The organism is Williamsia sp., from assembly GCF_036566845.1.
Taxonomy (GTDB): domain Bacteria; phylum Actinomycetota; class Actinomycetes; order Mycobacteriales; family Mycobacteriaceae; genus Williamsia.
The window spans coordinates 1-17660 of the sequence record NZ_DATCVM010000268.1 but is presented as its reverse complement, the minus strand read 5'-3'; the positions used below and the strand labels follow the sequence as shown (position 1 = coordinate 17660).

Here is a 17660-nt window from a genome sequence, read left to right as displayed (position 1 = left end):
GGACAGTCTGGTCTACCCGGTTTTCACATTGATTGCGTAAAGTGGCCTTTACCTTTTACCCAACATTTTGGAGGCCTCACCGGTGCACGTTTCACCGACAGTTTGGATAGTTACCTGCCTGGTGATCCTGGGGTTGTTCGTCTTCGACTTCTTCGCACACGTACGCGTGCCACACGCGCCGTCGATCAAGGAGTCGGGATTCTGGTCGGCCTTCTACATCACGATCGCACTGATCTTCGGTGGATTCGTGTGGTGGAAATGGGGTTCGACCTCGGGCACCGAGTATTACGCCGGCTTCGTCACGGAGAAAGCGTTGTCGGTCGACAACCTCTTCGTGTTCGTCATCGTGATGGCCAAATTCGCGGTCCCACGTGAGTACCAGCAGAAGGTGCTGCTACTCGGCATCGTGATGGCGCTGGTGATGCGCGGTGCGTTCATCGCGGTCGGTGCGGCTGCCATCAGCGCCTACTCCTGGGTGTTCTACCTCTTCGGCGCGTTCCTGATCTTCACCGCCATCAAGCTCCTACGCGAATCAGACCACGTGGTCGAAGCGGAAGAAGAGCGCGAGAGCCGGATCCAGAAGTTCGTCAAGAAGGTGCTGCGCACCTCGGACAACTACGACGGCGACAAGCTGTTCACCAGAGAGAACGGCAAGCGGCTGGCCACGCCGATGCTGATGGTTCTGATCGTCATCGGATTCACGGACGTCCTCTTCGCCCTCGACTCGATTCCCGCGATCTACGGTCTGACCGAAGAGCCGTACATCGTGTTCACGGCCAACGCCTTCGCCTTGATGGGTCTGCGTCAGCTGTACTTCCTGCTCGGCGGCCTGCTCGACAAACTCGTCTACCTGTCCTTCGGACTGTCGTTCATCCTCGGCTTCATCGGCGTCAAACTCGTGCTCCACGCGCTGCACGAGAACACCCTGCCGTTCATCAACGATGGTGAACACCTGTCCGTGCCGCAGATCTCGACTCCGGTCTCGTTGTCGGTGATCGTCGGAACACTGGTGATCACCACGGTCGCGAGCCTGCTCAAGACCAGGTCGGACGAGCGGAAAGCCGCGCCTCTGCCGTCGGACAAGTCGCCCGAGTAGCCCGACCAACCAGCGTTCGGCCCGGTAGCCAGTCGCGATCGGCTCGATCAGTTGTCGCTGATCGAGCCGATCACCGGAGTCCATCCGCGAACCGAGGTGGCATCGATGGCGTTCACCGGCACGTACGGGTCGTTCAGGATCAGCTCGTTCAGCGCGTCCTCGTCGGTGGCCTGGAAGATGAGCAGTGCGCCGAGGCCGTTCGGGAACGGTCCGGACGCCTTCAGCACGCCCTCGTCGCAGAGGCTCGAACACCAGGCCCGATGCGCCGGACGGGACTCGTCGCGGATGGCGGCGGTGGCGGCGGTGAAGGTGTATTCGACGAGAAACGTTGGCACGAGGCTTCTTTCGTAGGAGGGTCTGGCTGTGGGTGAGTGTGGTTACAGGGTGACCAGCATGCGGGTGTTGCCGAGCGTGTTGGGTTTGACGTAGCTCAGATCGAGGAACTCGGCGACGCCGGCGTCATACGACCGGCACATCTCCTCGTACACCTCGGCGGTCACCGGAGTACCGGCGATCTCGACGAACCCGTGTTTGCCGAAGAACCGGGTTTCGAAGGTCAACACGAACACCCGGCTCAACTGCAGGTCGCGTGCCACATCCAGCAGTCGGCTCACCAGGATGTGCCCGATGCCGTGGCCGGCCAATGACTGCTCGACCGCGACGGTACGTACTTCCCCGAGATCGGCCCACAGAACGTGGAGGGCCCCGCAGCCGACGACTGACCCGTCCACTTCGGCCACCCAGAACTCCTGCACGGCTTCGTACAGTGTGACCAAATTTTTCTCGAGGAGGATCTTGCCCGCGTACTGATCGATCAGTGCTTTGATCCGCGGCACGTCCGAAGTTCGGGCCCGGCGCACGATCGCGACGACCTTCGGTTCGGTTGCAGCAGCGGGCTCGCCCGCCGAGCTGTTGTCAGATGCCATGGGTGAAACTTTAATACCTTGGCACCCCGGCCCTTTGCCACAGTGGGGGCAACCTATCCTTGTGCACGTGGGTATTGGGTATCTCGAATCGGCGCCGCAGGGTGTAGCACGTGGCTGACCGTTTGCGCCGAGAGGTCAACGCTGCCGAGCCGGACCCGATCTCGGATCTGGTCAGCAAAGAGGTCCCAGTCCTCAACCTCGCGAACATTCTGACGGTCTTCCGGATCGCGTTGGTGCCGGTCTTCGTCGCGGTGCTGTTCATCGACGGCGGCGACAATCCCTGGTGGCGGACCCTGGCGTGGGGCGTTTTCGCGCTCGCCGCGGTGACCGACCACTACGACGGCCGGATCGCACGTGAGCGCGGATTGATCACCGACTTCGGGAAGCTCGCCGATCCCATCGCAGACAAGGCGCTGATCGGATCGGCTTTGATCGGGTTGTCGCTGCTCGGCGAGTTGCCGTGGTGGGTGACGGGAGTCATCCTCGCCCGGGAGCTGGGCATCACGCTTCTGCGTTTCTGGGTTCTGCGGCACGGCGTGATCCCCGCCAGCCGTGGCGGCAAGATCAAGACACTCCTGCAGGTCTTCGCCATCGGTCTCTACATACTGCCGCTGCCAGGCCCGCTGCACTGGCTTGCCGTCGTGTTGATGGCCGCCGCGGTGGTGGCGACGGTGGTCACCGGATTCGACTACGTGTGGCAGGCCTTCGCCAAACGGGCACAGCGTCGTCGTGATGCGGCTGCGGCACTCCGGGATGAGAGGTCTGAGCGCCGGGACGAGAGGTCCGGCCGTTGACTGCTGATCCGCTGGCGGGGAAGCCGGCGAGGCAGCTGGTCACAGAATTGACCCGCCGCGGCCAGACCGTGGCCACCAGCGAGTCCCTCACCGCAGGTCTGCTGTCGGCGATGATCGCGGGAGTCCCGGGTGCCAGTGCGGTGCTTCGTGGGGGACTGATCGTCTATGCCACCGACCTCAAGGCCGGCCTCGCGGGTGTCCGGGCCGACACGCTCGAGCGGTTCGGTCCGGTGGCGGCCGGGACCGCCGAAGAACTGGCGGTGGGTGCGGCCATGCGGTGCGGGGCGACCTACGGGATGTCCCTGACCGGCGTGGCGGGTCCGGATCCACAGGACGGCAAAGCGCCTGGCACGGTGTTCTGCGGTCTGGCCCGGGCCCGCGCGGGGCAGGCGGTCGAGGACGCCGGATTCGACACCAAGGTTGTGGGCATGTCGCTGCAGGGCGACCGCTGGGATATTCGTCTAATGTCGTGCACACGGTCGATCGGGGAACTGCTCGATTGGCTCGAGTGATCGGTGCGGGAACGGAATCGGACGGTACGGCGTTGGACAGACTGACGTGTTGAGGAGGACTCAAAATGGCACTGCTCCTGCGGGAAGCGCTTGGTGGCAGCCTGCGGCGTGTCCGGATGGATCAAGGTCGCACTCTGCGTGAGGTTTCGACGAGTGCCCGGGTGAGCCTGGGTTACCTGTCCGAGGTCGAACGCGGACAAAAGGAGGCATCCAGCGAATTGCTGGCTGCGATCTGCGACGCGCTCGAGGTGGAGATCGCCGACGTGCTCCTCGACGTCCGCGACACGCTCCGTACCGATCTGGATCGGGTTTCGCCGTCGTCGGCGCACACTTCGATTGCGACGGAGACGAAGGTCGTCATACCGCAACCCGCCTCGGCTCTGGCTGCTGCTTGACGCTCGCCGGTGTCACTGCGCGGGTTCAGGCGATAGATTGAGTCGAGGACTGCTCGGAATCGGACTGAAGACAAGGCAGGGGCAATGGCTAACCCATTTGTGAAGGCATGGCGTTACTTGATGGCGTTCGGAAACGCCAAGATCGATGAGAATGCCGACCCGAAGATTCAGATCCAGCAGGCGATCGAGGATGCGCAGCGCCAGCATCAGGCTCTGTCGCAGCAGGCTGCGGCCGTCATCGGCAATCAGCGCCAGCTGGAGATGAAGCTCAATCGGCAGCTCGAGGAGATCGAGCGACTGCAGGCGAACACCCGGCAGGCGCTGACCCTGGCAGACAAGGCAACTGCGGCCGGCGACACCGCCAAGGCGACCGAATACACCAACGCGGCGGAGGCTTTCGCCGCGCAGCTGGTGACCGGGGAGCAGAGTGTCGAAGACCTCAAGGCACTCCACGATCAGTCGTTGCAGGCCGCCGAGCAGGCCAAGCGTGCGGTCGAGCAGAACTCGATGACGTTGCAGCACAAGCTCGCTGAGCGGACCAAGCTGCTGAGCCAGCTGGAACAGGCGAAGATGCAGGAGCAGGTCTCGGCCTCACTGAATCAGATGAGCGAACTGGCAGCGCCCGGCAACACGCCGAACCTCGAGCAGGTTCGCGACAAGATCGAGCGTCGCTACGCCAACGCGCTCGGATCGGCCGAGCTGTCCCGTAATTCGGTGCAGGGCCGCATGATGGAGGTCCAGCAGGCAAGCGTGCAGATGGCCGGACACTCGCGTCTCGAACAGATCCGGGCCTCCATGGCAGGGGAGTCGCTGACTGCCGGTGAGACCACGGCCGCCCCCGCCGCAGATCCCGCAGCGCCCTCGTTGAACATCGAGAAGCCTCAGGCGAACTGAGGTATCGCCCCCAACCTGTACCTGGCGGGTGGGGGTTGTCCCTGAACTTCCACCCATCTTCCCGGTTCTCCGGTGACAAACGGGGTGCCGTGCTGGCACCGTTGATGTCAACGAAGCGCAAACGAGGAGGATGACATGTGGTGGAAGGTGCTGCTGGCAGTTCTGGTGGTGTGGATGGCTTTCGGGCTGATCATGGCGCTGGTGAAAGGCCTGCTGACAATTCTGGTGATCGGCCTTCTGGTGATCGGCGTGATCGCTGTGATCAGGTGGGCGAGTTCTGACAAGAGTCCGACGAAGACCGGACTGTAGCGACCGACCTGTCGACGAGGAGTCGTAGTTGCGGGTGGCTCTGGTGGCCGGTTCGGATGCGGGTCACGCATTTCCTATGCTGGCTCTCGCGAATCTGTTGCAGCGCAATGGTTCCCCGGCAGTGGTGTACACCGGCTCGGGGTGGGCGGAGGCGGCAGCCGCTCGCGGGCTCGAGGTTCGGCAGTTACCCGGACTCGCTGCCCGGACCGATGACGACGACGGCGATGCCGGCGCGAAACTCGGTGCCCGCGCCGCCAGGATGTGCCAGGAGTTGGTGCCCGAGCTCGCCGCCTTCGAACCGGATCTTGTGGTCTGCGACGTCATCACGGTGTGTGGGGGATGGGCGGCCGAATCACTCGGCATTCCCTGGATCGAACTCTCCCCACATCCGCTGTACCGGGCCTCGGCCGGGCTCCCGCCGATCGGCAGCGGACTCGAACCGGGGACCGGACTGTCTGGGCGGATCCGCGACGGATTGATGCGGGCGGCCACCGCACGGTCGATCAGGCAGGGTGATCGGCAACGTGAGGCGGCGCGGGCGGCGATTGGACTGACGCCGCGGGCGCCGGAGCCGGCTGCCAGACTGATCGCCACGTTGCCTGCCCTGGAGGTCCCACGCCCGGATTGGCCGGTCGGCGCGGAACTGATCGGGCCGCTGCTCTGGGAACCCACCGACACGATCTTCGAACGTCCTCCCGGAGACGCGCCCCTCGTGGTCATCGCGCCGTCCACGGCGGCCACGGGTTCGAGCGGCCTGATCGAGGTGGCACTCGCGGCATTGGCTCCTGAGGTCCTGGGCACCGTGGTCCGTGCCGTTGTCTCCGGGCTGGCCCCGCAGGTGGATGAACTGCCCGCCTGGGCCGTCGCCGGCCACGGTCGGCAGGATGAATTGCTGGCCGAGGCCGCTCTGGTGATCTGCGGCGGCGGGCATGGGATGCTCGCCAAGTCGATGCTGGCGGGGGTGCCGCAGGTGCTGGTTCCGGGTGGTGGGGATCAGTGGGAGCTGGCTCAGCGGGCGCGGCGGTGGGGATGCGCGGAGGTCGTCCGGCCGCTGACGGTCGACGCGCTGTCGGCGGCGACTCGAAAGATATTGCAGAACAGTTCATTTGCCAATGCTGCCCGCCGGGCCGGCGAGAGCGGGGACGACGTCCTCGACGCGGTGGTGTTGTGTGCCCGCGCGGCGGGCCCGGAAGTCCTTCGCTAGCCTTGACGTCGTGCGACTCACCGAATTCACCGAACTCCTGACCACCGAGTTCGGCACCGTCACGGCCAATTCGATGCTTGTCGACCATGCCCTCATCGAGTTCGGTGGGCAGACGGCTGCCGAGGCTCTCGAATCCGGGGTCGACCCCCGTGATGTGTGGGTGGCCCTGTGCCGGGACTTCGATGTCCCCCGCAATCGCTGGTAGATCATCCGCACCTCTTCAAATGCTGCGGCGTGTCGCGCCCGCAGGTAGTTGACTCGAACAGATGTTCGCCTACAGTGATGGGCAGGCAACGATGGGAATGTCGAGACTCGGGACCGCGAGTCCAGGAATTGTCAGAGGGCTGATCTAGCGTGACGTCAGTGCGCAAAGAGATGCCGAATACGCGAAAAAAAGCTCGCTCCCGCCACACCGGCGGCACCACCGCCGAGGACTCGGCCCGACCACTAGGGGAAAAAATGGCAGCCCAACCAGACCGCGAAAAGGCACTCGACCTGGCCCTGGCCCAGATCGACAAGAACTACGGCAAGGGTTCGGTGATGCGTCTCGGCGAGAACGCCCGCCAGCCGATCGCCACCATCCCCACGGGCTCGATCGCGCTGGACGTCGCGCTGGGTATCGGCGGGTTGCCGCGTGGCCGTGTCGTCGAGATCTACGGCCCGGAATCCTCGGGTAAGACCACCGTGGCCCTGCACGCGGTTGCCAATGCGCAGGCAGCCGGCGGTATCGCAGCCTTCATCGATGCCGAGCACGCACTCGATCCCGACTACGCGCAGCGGCTGGGTGTCGACACCGACGCACTGCTGGTGTCCCAGCCCGACACCGGTGAGCAGGCACTCGAGATCGCCGACATGCTGATCCGCTCGGGTGCGCTCGACATCCTGGTCATCGACTCGGTGGCGGCGCTGGTCCCGCGGGCGGAAATCGAAGGCGAGATGGGCGACAGCCACGTCGGCCTGCAGGCCCGTCTGATGAGCCAGGCGCTGCGCAAGATGACCGGTGCCATGAGCAACTCGGGCACCACCGCGATCTTCATCAACCAGCTGCGCGAGAAGATCGGCGTCATGTTCGGATCGCCGGAAACCACCACCGGTGGTAAGGCTCTGAAGTTCTACGCCTCGGTGCGTCTCGACGTGCGCCGGATCGAGACCCTCAAGGACGGAACCGACGCGGTCGGCAACCGGACCCGAGTCAAGGTTGTCAAGAACAAGGTGGCGCCGCCGTTCAAGCAGGCCGAGTTCGACATCCTGTACGGCCACGGCATCAGCAAGGAAGGCTCGCTCATCGACATGGGTGTGCTGCACGGGTTCATCCGTAAGGCCGGTTCATGGTTCACCTACGAGGGTGAGCAGCTCGGACAGGGCAAGGAGAACGCACGTAAGTTCCTGCTCGAGAACACCGAGATCGCTGATGAAATCGAAAAGAAGATCAAAGAGAAGCTAGGTATCGGTGCAGTACTGACCGAGGAAGACACCGTGGCGCCGGCACCGGTCGAGTTCTGAGGAGCCAGTAACAGGTGAACGTACCTGAGGGAGAGGATATCCGCGCCAGCATCGCTGAACTGCGATCGGCGACAACGGAGATCCTCTCCCGACCTGTATCCATCGACGACCCGGTACCCGATGTCAGGGGTCCTGAGATCACGTCGGCACTCGTGGAAGAACCAGCACCAGCGTCACGTTCGTTGTCCTCGAGCCCCGGTGCTTCGGCATATGATGCCGCACTCCGGTTGCTCGGGGTGCGGGCCCGGAGCCAGGCTGAGCTGCGAGGACGACTGCAAGACAAAGACTTTCCACCACCCGAGATCGATTCGGTGATGGAGCGGCTCGATCGCGCCGGCTTGCTCGACGACGCTGATTTTGCCGAGCAGTGGGTGCGCTCACGCCACCTGCACAGCGGCAAGGGACGCACCGCACTGCGCCATGAACTACGCCAGAAAGGCGTGGTGGACACGGTGATCGAACAAGCCGTCGGCCAGGTCGATGACAACTCCGAACGCGAACGCGCCGCCGAACTCCTTCGCCGCAAAACGTCGCGCCTGAGTGCCGAGGACGTCTCGGAACGCGAAAGCCGCGACAAGCACACACGCCGGTTGGTGGCGATGCTGGCTCGTCGCGGCTACGCGCCGTCGTTGGCGTTCGACCTGGTGAAGACTCAACTCAACGATCTGCGGTGATCGCGTCATCCTCGATGGTCACATCACCGATCGTGCCCTTGCGCTTACCCTCTCGGACCCGGCGTTCGACAACGGTTGCCAGCGTAGACAATCCGAAGTTGAGAATGATCATCACCACGGCGACAACCACCAGCGCGGGCAGGTAGTTGCCGTAGTACGACGCGGATTGAATACCGGAGCGCACCACTTCGATGTAGCCGATGGCGTAACCCAGGGCACTGTCTTTCAATGCGATGACCATCTGGGAGATCAGCGCCGGAAGCATCGCGGTGATCGACTGCGGCAACAACACCATGCGCATGGTCTGAGATTTGCGCATGCCCAGTGAATTGGCGGCCTCGACCTGCCCCCGGGGAAGCGAGTTGATACCCGACCGGAGGATCTCCGCGATCACCGATCCGTTGTAGAGCGTCAGACCCGTGACCACTGCGGCAAACGCCAGTTGTTCGGCGGGGAAGACGGCGTATTCGGCGAACAGGTAATAGGCGAAGATCATCAGGATCAGTACCGGGATGGCCCGGAAGATCTCGACGGTGCCGCCGCTGAGGATCCGGACCCATCGATGGTCGGACAGCCGTCCGATACCGAGGAGTGCGCCGAGGATCAGTGCGAACACGATGGACAGCACGGCTGCCTTGATCGTTCCCCACAGGCCGGGCAGCAGGTACGTCGTCCAGGTGGTGGCCGTGATGAACGGATCCCATTTGTCGGCGGTGAGCTGACCGTTGTCGGCGAGGGCCACGAGGACGTACACCGCCACCGCGATCAGGATCACTCCGAACGCGATCGCGATCATCGTGTTGCGCCTGCGGGCCTTGGGTCCCGGGGCGTCGTACAGAACAGTTGCGCCGCTCATCGCTTGACCGCCAATCGCTTTGCGAGGTAACCGAAGACAAAGCCCTCGGTGAGGGTGAGCACCATGAATCCGGCGGCGATGATCACAAAGATCCAGACCACCTGATCAGCATGGGTCTCGATCTGTTCCTTCATCAGCAACGAGGCCTCGGCGACACCGATCGCCGAGGCGATGGTGGTGTTCTTGGTAAGGGCGATCAACACGCTACCCATCGGGGCGATGACCGATCGGACGGCCTGGGGCAACACGATGATTGTGAAGACCTTGGAGAACGGTAGACCCAGGGACCGGGCGGCCTCGGCCTGACCGATCGGCACGGTGTTGAAACCCGATCGCAGGGTCTCGCAGACGAAGGTCGACGTATAGAGCACGAACCCCAGGACCGCGAGCCAGAAGTTGTTGTTCTTGACGAAATTCTCGTTCTCCGGCGCCAGTGCGAGGCCGAGATTCTGGTATAGGCCCACTGAACAGAAGATGATGATCAACGTCAGCGGGGTGTTGCGGACGATGTTGACGTACCAGGTGCCGAACCACCGCATGACCGGGACCGGGGACACGCGCATCCCGGCCAGGATCGTTCCCCAGATCATCGATCCGATGGCGGAGTAGAAGGTCAGCTGGATGGTGACCCAGAATGCGGGCCACAGTTTCGGTCCGATGTCGGACCAGAGTTCGCTCATGACAATCCCTCCGGGCACGGATCCGACGGGGCGGTGACGAAGTCGAGATCACCCGGTGTGGGGGTGAACGCATACCTCGAATCGGCGGTTTCGGTACGGGCGACCATCGCGTCCACCTCGGCGTCACCGATCGCCTCGCGCAGCGCAAGCTCCCACGCGGACGGTCCACCACCTGGTGGCGGGGTCATCATTCGCACGAGCGATTCGTTGACCGCGGTGACCGCTTCGGGGTAATCCTTCGCCAATCCGATGCCGTAGCGCTCGGTGGAGAACGGTGACCCGGCCTTCTTCAGTTTCGACGAAACGCACGCATCGTCCGGATAGGTCATGTCGACCAACTTGAACTCACCGGGGTAGAAGTTCGAGAATCCGGCCAGGATCGCCTCGTCGGTGGTCAGCGCATCAACCTTGCCGCGGCGCAGGGCCTCCACGCACGACGAATACGAGTCGAACTCCTGCAGCTGGATCTTGGGTAGCTGGTTCTTGACGTTCTGTGCGGAAGTCGAGCCGGTCACCGAGCACAGCTTCTTACCCTTGTTGAGGTCGGTGAGGGTCTGGATGTCGTCGTCGTCCTCGCGGACCAGCAGCCCCTGATAGTTGATGAGGTAGGGGCCGGCGAAGGCGACCTTCTTGGATCGTGCCGCATTGATCGAGTACGTGGCCGCGATCATGTCGACCTCACCGTTGGCGATCAGCGTCTCGCGCTGCGCCGAAGGGGTTTCGCGCCACTTGATGTCGGGCTTGTCCCAGCTGTTGGTCTCGGCGATGTCGTTGATCACGTACTTCGACACCGCGACGTCGAATCCGCTGAACGATTTGTCGGGATGCCGCAGGCCGAGTCCGGGCTGGTCGAACTTGGTTCCGGCGATCACCGATCCGTTCTCGATCGACTCGAGCAGGTTGCGCGGATTCGTATTGCCACAGGCGGTCAGTCCGGCCGCGACCAGAATCGCCGCGAGAAGCAGGCCGAGCACTGCGGGCAGTGGTCGGGGGCGTGGCGCCGCTGTGCGCGGCGCAGACTTCATCCACCTCATCAGTGGCCCAGGATCTTGCCGAGGAAGTCGCGGGCGCGATCGGACTTCGGCTGGGTGAAGAACGTCTCCGGGTCGTCGTCCTCGACGATGGCGCCATCCGCCATGAAGATCACCCGGTCGGCGGCCTTGCGCGCAAAGCCCATCTCGTGGGTGACCACGAGCATGGTCATGCCCTCCTTGGCCAGCGAGACCATCACGTCGAGGACTTCGTTGACCATCTCGGGGTCGAGTGCCGACGTGGGCTCGTCGAACAGAATCACCTTGGGCTCCATCGCGAGTGAGCGTGCGATTGCCACGCGCTGCTGCTGTCCGCCGGAGAGCTGAGCCGGGTACTTGTCCTTCTGGCTGGCGATACCCACGCGCTCGAGGAGTTCCATCCCGCGCTTCTGGGCGTCGGCCTTGCTCTTTCCGCGGACTTTGATCGGGGCGAGCGTGACGTTCTGGAGGATCGTCTTGTGGGCGAAGAGATTGAACGACTGGAACACCATTCCCACGTCGGCACGCAGGGCGGCAAGTGCCTTGCCTTCGCTCGGCAGGATCTCGCCGTCGATCCAGATCTCGCCCTCGTCGATCGGCTCGAGCCGATTGATCGTCCGGCACAGTGTCGACTTGCCCGAGCCCGAGGGACCGAGCACAACGACGACCTGACCCGCGGGGACCTCGAGGTCGACGTCCTTGAGCACATGCAGATCGCCGAAGTGTTTCTGCACCTTTTTCATACTGATCATCGTGTTCGCGCTGGCGGTCTGGGACGCGGTGCTCGACTGCCCTGCGTTCGAACCCTCCGAAGATGCTGTCATGGGTAACGACCCTATGGGTAGGGCACCCCGTCCGGCAGCACAACCCCGGCAACGGTTGCGGCCGGATGTTGATGGCCGACGGTGGATCATGCCGATGACGTGCGTCATTTCGCCTGGTCGGTGATGGCAAGTACCCTGGGCAAGGTGACAATCTCGTTGACAGATCCGCAGGCATCACACGAAATGACCGGCCAGATCTCCGCAGCCCGTTCGTATGAGGTCCGCACCTACGGCTGTCAGATGAACGTCCATGACTCGGAACGGATCTCCGGTCTGCTGGAGGAAGCCGGATACGTCCGGGCCGACTCCGAGTCCGAACCCGACCTCATTGTCTTCAACACCTGCGCGGTTCGCGAGAATGCCGACAACAAGCTCTACGGCAACCTCTCCCATCTTGCCCCGGTGAAGGCCAGCCGCCCCGGAATGCAGATCGCGGTCGGCGGTTGCCTGGCGCAGAAAGACCGCAGTACCGTGGTGAAGAAGGCACCGTGGGTCGACGTCGTATTCGGTACGCACAATCTCGGCTCGCTGCCGGTTCTCCTGGAGCGTGCGCGCCACAATGAGTCCGCGCAGGTCGAGATCATCGACGCGCTGGAGGCATTCCCGTCGACGCTGCCGGCCAAGCGTGAATCGGCGTACTCGGGCTGGGTGTCGATCTCGGTGGGATGCAACAACACCTGCACCTTCTGCATCGTTCCGGCGCTGCGGGGCAAAGAGGTCGACCGCCGTCCCGGCGACGTCCTCGCCGAGGTGCAGGCGCTGGTCGATGAAGGTGTGCTCGAAGTGACACTGCTCGGCCAGAACGTCAACGCCTACGGAATGTCGTTTGCCGATCCCGAGATGGGTCGTGACCGTGGTGCATTTGCGTCCCTGTTGCGCGCGTGCGGGGAGATCGACGGGCTCGAGAGGGTCCGGTTCACCTCTCCGCACCCGGCCGAGTTCACCGACGACGTGATCGAGGCGATGGAGCAGACCCCCAACATCTGCCCGCAGTTGCACATGCCGTTGCAGTCGGGTTCGGACCGGATCCTCAAGGCGATGCGGCGCAGCTACCGGAGCACCAAGTTCCTCGGGATCATCGAACGGGTCCGGGCCGCGATGCCGCACGCTGCGATCACCACCGACATCATCGTCGGCTTCCCCGGCGAGACCGAAGAAGATTTCCAGGCCACGCTCGACGTGGTGGCCAAGGCTCGCTTCACGAGCGCATTCACGTTCCAGTACTCGCCGCGTCCGGGCACCCCGGCCGCCGAGATGGCCGATCAGGTCCCGAAAGAGGTTGTGTCGGAGCGGTATATGCGGCTGACCGATCTGCAGGACCGGATCTGCCTGGAAGAGAACCAGAAATTGATCGGAACGCCGGTCGAGGTGCTGGTGACTGCCGACGGACGCGAGGGCTCGGGCCGGATGACGGGGCGCAGTCGCGATGGCCGGCTGGTGCATTTCCAGACCAGCGTCACCACGATCCGGCCCGGGGACCTGATCGACACCGACGTGACCGGAGCTGCGCCGCACTATCTGCTCGCCGATGCCGGCGTCCGGAACCACCGGCGCACCCGTGCAGGTGACGCGCATGCCGCGGGCACCACCCCGCAGACCCCACCGATCGGGGTGGGCCTGGGTCTGCCGACCATTGGAAAACCAAGTGAAGCTCCGGTTGAATCCGGTTGCGGTTCGGGATGTGAGATCTGATGTCCACCAAGCGTAACGGCGACGATTTTGACCAATTCGAAAGCGACCTGAGAAAAGCGGAGCGCAAGGTCGCGGGGGAGATCGATCCCGGCGCCCGGGCTCTGGTCGTCGCGGCCGCGGTGATGGTGGTGATGCTGTCGTTGGTGCTGCCCCATACCGGTTCGGTCAGCGGAATCGATGTCCTGACCTTCAATTCCGAGGCCGCCGCCGAGAACGTCACCATCACCTCGCGGATCTCCATCTGGCTTCAGGTGATCTTCGGTATCGGGTTCTCGACGCTGGCGCTGGTCACCCGGCGCTGGTTCTTCGCGTGGATTGCGTTGTGCGGCTGCGCAGTCGGGTGTGTCGCCGGGATGCTGTCGTGGTGGTCTCGCAACACCCCCGGTGTGTCGGGCTTCGAGCCGCCGAGCGGTGTCGGTGCCGGACTCGTGTTGGGCTGGCTGGCGATGATCGTCCTCACCTTCCACTGGGCGCGCGTGGTGTGGGTGCGCACGTCGGTGCAGCTGTCGCTGGAGGCACAGCTACGCGACGATGCGGCCGAGCAGGAAGCGAAGGCGGTTGCGCTGCAACGCAAATCCGCTATCAAGCGCCCCAAAGAAGACAGCTGATCAGCCAGACACCCCACCCTCCGCTGACCGTGCCCTTGAGCCCGTCGACCGTGCCGTTGTCGGCGTCGAGCGTGCCGAAGCTACTTGAGCACCAGCGGTATTGGCCCGGTCGGCGGTCGAAAAGGCCCGCTCGGCGGCTGTAACGGCCCGCTCGGCGGAGGGGTGGGTCAGTCGTTGATGGCGCCTTCGGCCGCGCGGGCCCACTCGCGCCACTGCTCGGCCTGTTCGCGGAGCTTGCGGGCATCGGAGGCCTTGCCGTTGGCCTCGGCCTTCGCCGCCTGGTCTTCGAGTTGGGAGACCCGGTCCGCGAACTGCTGGGCGCGGGCCTTGACCTCGGGATCGGTGCGCTCCCACTGCGCGGACTCGGCATCACGGATCCGCTTCTCGACGGCCTTGATCCGGGCCTCGAGCGTGTGCATCTGGTCGCGCGGTACCTTGCCGATCTCGTCCCACTGATCCCGGATCGCCCGGAACTCGCGGCGCGCGGCCTCGAGATCACCTTCGGGGTCGATGGACTTCTCTGCGCGGGTGAGGAGTTCGATCTTCGCTTTGGCGTTGTCCTCGAATTCCGCGTCGCGCTCGGAGGAGGCGGCGTTGCGGGCACCGAAGAACACATCCTGGGCGGCTTTGAACCGGGCCCACAGCGCATCGTCCTGATCGCGAGGTGCGCGGCCCGCGGCCTTCCACTGCGTGAGGAGATCGCGGAACTTGGCCGCGGTGTCGGCCCACTCGGTGGACGAGGACAGGCCCTCGGCCTCGGTGATCAGCTCTTCCTTGCGGGCTCGTGCGCCTGCGCGTTCGCGGTCCATCTCGGCGAAGTGCGCACCGCGGCGCCGGTTGAAGGTGTCGCGCGCTTTCGAGTAGCGCTTCCACAGCAAGTCGTCGGTTTTGCGATCGACGCCCTTGATCGTCTTCCACTCGTCGAGGATCTGGCGCATCCGGTCCCCGGCGACCTTCCACTGCGTGGATTCGGCCCCGATGGTCTCGGCTTCGGAGGCCAGTTCGTTCTTGCGTGCCACGGCCTTGGCCCGGGATTCGTCCCGGTCGTGCTTGACCTTCTCAGCTGCACCCTCGGCCCAGTCGACGATGGCCTGCAACCGGGCGGCCACAGCGTCGACGTCGCCGATGACCGCGGCGTTCGGCAGCGACTCGATGAGCGCGATGGCGGCGGTTTTGGTCTTGCGGGGGTCGCCGGTGCCGGCGTCGAGGCGTTCTTCGAGCAGCTCGACTTCGACAACGAGATCGTCGAAGCGGCGACCGAAGTGAGCGAGGCCCTCGGCCGCGGTGCCCGCCTGCCAGGAGGCGATCTGGTGCTCACCGTCGGAGTTCTTCAGCCACACCGCACCGTCGTCGTCGATCCGCCCGAACTCGGATGGGTCGGAGGCAGGCCGACTGGGGTCGACGGGTGCGGGATGAGGGTGGGCGGGCGGATGATGGCCGGGACGCGGACCGGGCCGGGGGCCTGGTTTGGGTCCGGGTTTCGGGCCCGGAGTCGGATGCGCGTTGTCGGTGGCTGCCGGCTGCGGCGTGTTGTCGGTCATGTCATTCCTTATCCCTGCCGCGCGACACGGCTGCCAGTTGCATCTGATGCCGACGGTGATCCACCTCCACCGCCACACCCATTGAAGCAGGTCACCGGCCCGGGTGTGGACAGTCGCCGACAAATGAGTGTCGGATTCGTGTCTGGATCGGCGCAGCCACTCTGCGGCGTGGGTGGTCGACTAGCGTTGCTGGCGTGTTGATCGCTGCCGCTTTTGTCCCCTCCGCACCCGCTCTGGTGCCAGAACTATCCGGTTCCCAGGTGCCTGAGTTGTCGCCGGTTCGTGCCGCAACGCTGCAGGTATGCGCTGATCTGGCCGATCGGTCCCGCAACTGGGTGGTCGTGGGAGCCGGTGACCCGAGCCGGCCGATCGCTCCGCGTGGGAGCTTTGTCGGCTTCGGAGTGGACGTGTCGGTCGATCTGGTGCCGGATGCGACCGGTGGCGCCGACCCGGAGATGGATCTGTCCTTCCTGATCGGCGGATGGCTGGGCGCTCAGGTCGACCAGGAGATCACGCTGACAACCGAAGCGGTGTACGTGTCCAGTGGTCCGTCGAGCTGCAGCGACCAGGGTCACGCACTGGCCCGGACACTGGCAACCCACGACGAGCCGGTCGCACTGCTGGTGGTGGGCGACGGCGCCAACACCCTCGGTCAGAAGGCTCCCGGTGGATCGGCGGACGGCTCGGAGGAGTTCCAGGGTGCGATCGACAGGGCGCTGGCGGCCGGGGACCGCGGCGCGCTCGCGGCCCTCGGACAACCGGAGTGTGAGAGTTACGGTGCAGCCGGACGCGGTCCGTGGCAGGTGGCCGCGGCCGCAACACAGGGTGCGGCCCTCGCATCCGAATTGCGTTACGCCGGTGCGCCGTTCGGCGTCGGCTACACCGTTGCACTGTGGGATCTCGCATGGTGACACCGATCGCCGTCATCGGGCCCACGGCCAGTGGGAAGTCGGATCTGGCGCTCGACATCGCCGAAGCGCTCGGCGGTGACATCGTGAACGTCGACGCGATGCAGCAGTACACGGGGATGGACATCGGCACCGCAAAGGTGCCGGCGCAGGAACGCCGCGGCATCGTCCACCATCAGATCGACGTCCTCGATGTCACCGAGACCGCGACGGTGGCGCGATATCAGCAGGCCGCGCGAGCCGACGTGGAGGCATTGCTGGCGCAGGATCGCACGCCGGTGGTGGTCGGTGGATCGATGATGTACATCCAGGCGTTGCTCGACGACTGGAAGTTCCCGGCCACCGATCCGGAGATCCGGGGCCGCTTCGAAGCCGACCTGGAACGGCTGGGTTCACTCGCCCTGCACGACAGGTTGGGTGAGGTCGATCCCGAAGCTGCGCGCAACATCCTCGACACCGACGGAAGGCGCATCGTCCGGGCGTTGGAAGTGGTCGAGCTGACAGGGCAACCGTTTGCCGCGTCAGCACCGACGATTGGTGAACCACGTTGGGGTACAACGATCATCGCGCTCGATCGAGATACCGGAGAACTCGACAACCGCATCGCATTGCGGACCGAACAGATGTTCTCCCAGGGGTTTGTCGACGAGGTGCAGACGCTGTTGACCCGAGGGCTGCGCCAGGGCGTCACTGCTGCGAGGGCGATCGGCTATTCGCAGGTGATCGCGGCGCTGGACGGTGAATACGATCTGGCTCACGCGCAGGAACTCACCTTCATCGGCACCCGGCGGTACGTGCGCCGCCAGCGGTCGTGGTTCCGCCGTGATCCACGGGTGCACTGGCTGGATGCCGCGACGCCTGATCTGCTGGGGCAGGCGCTGCGGGTCGCGGCCGGGTGAGAACCGGGCGATCCGCTCCGGGCGCGTAGTCTTGACGAATGTTCGGGCGTGTTGATTTTGTGAAGGGCCACGGTACGGAAAACGATTTCGTGCTGTTGCCCGATGCTGGCGTGCAACTCGATCTGACGCCGGACTTCGTCTCGGCGCTCTGTGATCGTCACCGCGGCATCGGTGCCGACGGTGTACTGCGGGTGGCCACCGCGGGCGCCCTGCTGGGTGCCGGAGTCCTCGACGTCCTTCCGCCGGGCGTGGCCCACGACGACTGGTTCATGGACTACCGCAACGGCGACGGATCGATCGCCGAGATGTGCGGTAACGGCGTGCGGGTGTTCGCC

General features: G+C 64.5%; 21 protein-coding genes and 1 pseudogene. 15 read left to right on the top strand and 7 right to left on the bottom strand.

Annotation, left to right across the window (positions count from 1 at the left end):
- Positions 1 to 82 precede the first annotated feature (82 nt).
- Positions 83 to 1096 (top strand): TerC family protein, encoded by a 1014-nt coding sequence (locus VIQ49_RS25445; RefSeq protein ID WP_331889361.1) that lies wholly within the window; start codon positions 83 to 85, stop codon positions 1094 to 1096.
- A gap of 47 nt (positions 1097 to 1143) precedes the next feature.
- Here the strand turns inward: VIQ49_RS25445 and VIQ49_RS25440 are convergent, their stop codons facing one another.
- Complete coding sequence (locus VIQ49_RS25440) at positions 1144 to 1431, bottom strand: YciI family protein (protein WP_331889360.1); 288 nt, start codon at positions 1429 to 1431, stop codon at positions 1144 to 1146.
- Positions 1432 to 1473: 42 nt separating this feature from the next.
- Positions 1474 to 2022, bottom strand: a complete 549-nt coding sequence (locus VIQ49_RS25435; RefSeq protein WP_331889359.1) for an amino-acid N-acetyltransferase — start codon at positions 2020 to 2022, stop codon at positions 1474 to 1476.
- A 110-nt stretch (positions 2023 to 2132) separates the two neighbouring features.
- On the opposite strand from VIQ49_RS25435, the gene pgsA reads away from it, so the two are divergent.
- From pgsA to VIQ49_RS25390, 9 genes are all read left to right on the top strand, one after another.
- Positions 2133 to 2816 carry a CDP-diacylglycerol--glycerol-3-phosphate 3-phosphatidyltransferase gene (gene pgsA, locus VIQ49_RS25430; RefSeq protein WP_331889358.1) on the top strand — a complete coding sequence of 228 codons (684 nt, stop codon included), beginning with the start codon at positions 2133 to 2135 and terminating at the stop codon, positions 2814 to 2816.
- Positions 2813 to 3328, top strand: coding sequence for a nicotinamide-nucleotide amidohydrolase family protein (locus VIQ49_RS25425; protein ID WP_331889357.1), 516 nt, complete (start codon positions 2813 to 2815; stop codon positions 3326 to 3328). Before pgsA ends, VIQ49_RS25425 begins: the two co-directional genes overlap by 4 nt.
- Before the next feature lie 65 nt (positions 3329 to 3393).
- Positions 3394 to 3723 (top strand): helix-turn-helix domain-containing protein, encoded by a 330-nt coding sequence (locus tag VIQ49_RS25420; protein ID WP_020107377.1) that lies wholly within the window; start codon positions 3394 to 3396, stop codon positions 3721 to 3723.
- 84 nt (positions 3724 to 3807) lie between these two features.
- Positions 3808 to 4617, top strand: coding sequence for a phage shock protein PspA (pspA, locus tag VIQ49_RS25415; protein WP_331889356.1), 810 nt, complete (start codon positions 3808 to 3810; stop codon positions 4615 to 4617).
- A gap of 135 nt (positions 4618 to 4752) precedes the next feature.
- Positions 4753 to 4926 carry a hypothetical protein gene (locus VIQ49_RS25410; RefSeq protein WP_331889355.1) on the top strand — a complete coding sequence of 58 codons (174 nt, stop codon included), beginning with the start codon at positions 4753 to 4755 and terminating at the stop codon, positions 4924 to 4926.
- A gap of 28 nt (positions 4927 to 4954) precedes the next feature.
- Positions 4955 to 6130 (top strand): glycosyltransferase, encoded by a 1176-nt coding sequence (locus VIQ49_RS25405; RefSeq protein WP_331889354.1) that lies wholly within the window; start codon positions 4955 to 4957, stop codon positions 6128 to 6130.
- 10 nt (positions 6131 to 6140) lie between these two features.
- Entirely contained in the window at positions 6141 to 6335 is a 195-nt protein-coding gene (locus VIQ49_RS25400) for a DUF3046 domain-containing protein (RefSeq protein ID WP_331889353.1), read from the top strand.
- A gap of 254 nt (positions 6336 to 6589) precedes the next feature.
- Positions 6590 to 7633, top strand: a complete 1044-nt coding sequence (gene recA / locus VIQ49_RS25395) for a recombinase RecA (RefSeq protein WP_331889352.1) — start codon at positions 6590 to 6592, stop codon at positions 7631 to 7633.
- A gap of 14 nt (positions 7634 to 7647) precedes the next feature.
- Entirely contained in the window at positions 7648 to 8307 is a 660-nt protein-coding gene (locus VIQ49_RS25390) for a regulatory protein RecX (protein WP_331889351.1), read from the top strand.
- Here VIQ49_RS25390 and VIQ49_RS25385 read toward each other — a convergent pair.
- The 4 genes from VIQ49_RS25385 to VIQ49_RS25370 are packed head-to-tail and all read right to left on the bottom strand — an operon-like array spanning position 8291 to position 11605.
- Positions 8291 to 9163, bottom strand: a complete 873-nt coding sequence (locus tag VIQ49_RS25385; protein WP_331889350.1) for an amino acid ABC transporter permease — start codon at positions 9161 to 9163, stop codon at positions 8291 to 8293. The genes VIQ49_RS25390 and VIQ49_RS25385 overlap by 17 nt on opposite strands.
- Positions 9160 to 9843, bottom strand: coding sequence for an amino acid ABC transporter permease (locus VIQ49_RS25380; RefSeq protein WP_331889349.1), 684 nt, complete (start codon positions 9841 to 9843; stop codon positions 9160 to 9162). The genes VIQ49_RS25385 and VIQ49_RS25380 overlap by 4 nt, the downstream gene beginning before the upstream one ends.
- Positions 9840 to 10868: a glutamate ABC transporter substrate-binding protein gene (locus VIQ49_RS25375; protein WP_331889348.1), complete on the bottom strand. Its 1029-nt coding sequence runs from the start codon at positions 10866 to 10868 to the stop codon at positions 9840 to 9842. The genes VIQ49_RS25380 and VIQ49_RS25375 overlap by 4 nt, the downstream gene beginning before the upstream one ends.
- Before the next feature lie 8 nt (positions 10869 to 10876).
- Entirely contained in the window at positions 10877 to 11605 is a 729-nt protein-coding gene (locus VIQ49_RS25370; RefSeq protein ID WP_331889379.1) for an amino acid ABC transporter ATP-binding protein, read from the bottom strand.
- 255 nt (positions 11606 to 11860) lie between these two features.
- Between VIQ49_RS25370 and miaB the strand changes: the two genes are divergently transcribed.
- Together miaB and VIQ49_RS25360 are read left to right on the top strand one after the other, a co-directional pair.
- On the top strand, positions 11861 to 13369 hold the full coding sequence (gene miaB / locus VIQ49_RS25365; protein ID WP_331889378.1) for a tRNA (N6-isopentenyl adenosine(37)-C2)-methylthiotransferase MiaB: 1509 nt from the start codon (positions 11861 to 11863) through the stop codon (positions 13367 to 13369).
- Positions 13369 to 13977 (top strand): hypothetical protein, encoded by a 609-nt coding sequence (locus VIQ49_RS25360; protein ID WP_331889347.1) that lies wholly within the window; start codon positions 13369 to 13371, stop codon positions 13975 to 13977. Before miaB ends, VIQ49_RS25360 begins: the two co-directional genes overlap by 1 nt.
- A gap of 167 nt (positions 13978 to 14144) precedes the next feature.
- On the opposite strand, the gene VIQ49_RS25355 is transcribed toward VIQ49_RS25360, so the two are convergent.
- On the bottom strand, positions 14145 to 15518 hold the full coding sequence (locus VIQ49_RS25355; protein WP_331889346.1) for a DUF349 domain-containing protein: 1374 nt from the start codon (positions 15516 to 15518) through the stop codon (positions 14145 to 14147).
- Between the two features lie 194 nt (positions 15519 to 15712).
- Here VIQ49_RS25355 and VIQ49_RS25350 point away from each other — a divergent pair, with 194 nt between their 5' ends.
- From VIQ49_RS25350 to VIQ49_RS25340, 3 genes and pseudogenes are all read left to right on the top strand, one after another.
- Entirely contained in the window at positions 15713 to 16429 is a 717-nt protein-coding gene (locus VIQ49_RS25350) for a hypothetical protein (RefSeq protein ID WP_331889345.1), read from the top strand.
- Positions 16423 to 17325: a tRNA (adenosine(37)-N6)-dimethylallyltransferase MiaA gene (gene miaA, locus VIQ49_RS25345; protein WP_331889344.1), complete on the top strand. Its 903-nt coding sequence runs from the start codon at positions 16423 to 16425 to the stop codon at positions 17323 to 17325. Before VIQ49_RS25350 ends, miaA begins: the two co-directional genes overlap by 7 nt.
- Positions 17326 to 17363: 38 nt before the next feature.
- A pseudogene (locus VIQ49_RS25340) lies at positions 17364 to 17660 on the top strand (diaminopimelate epimerase); the annotation flags it as partial.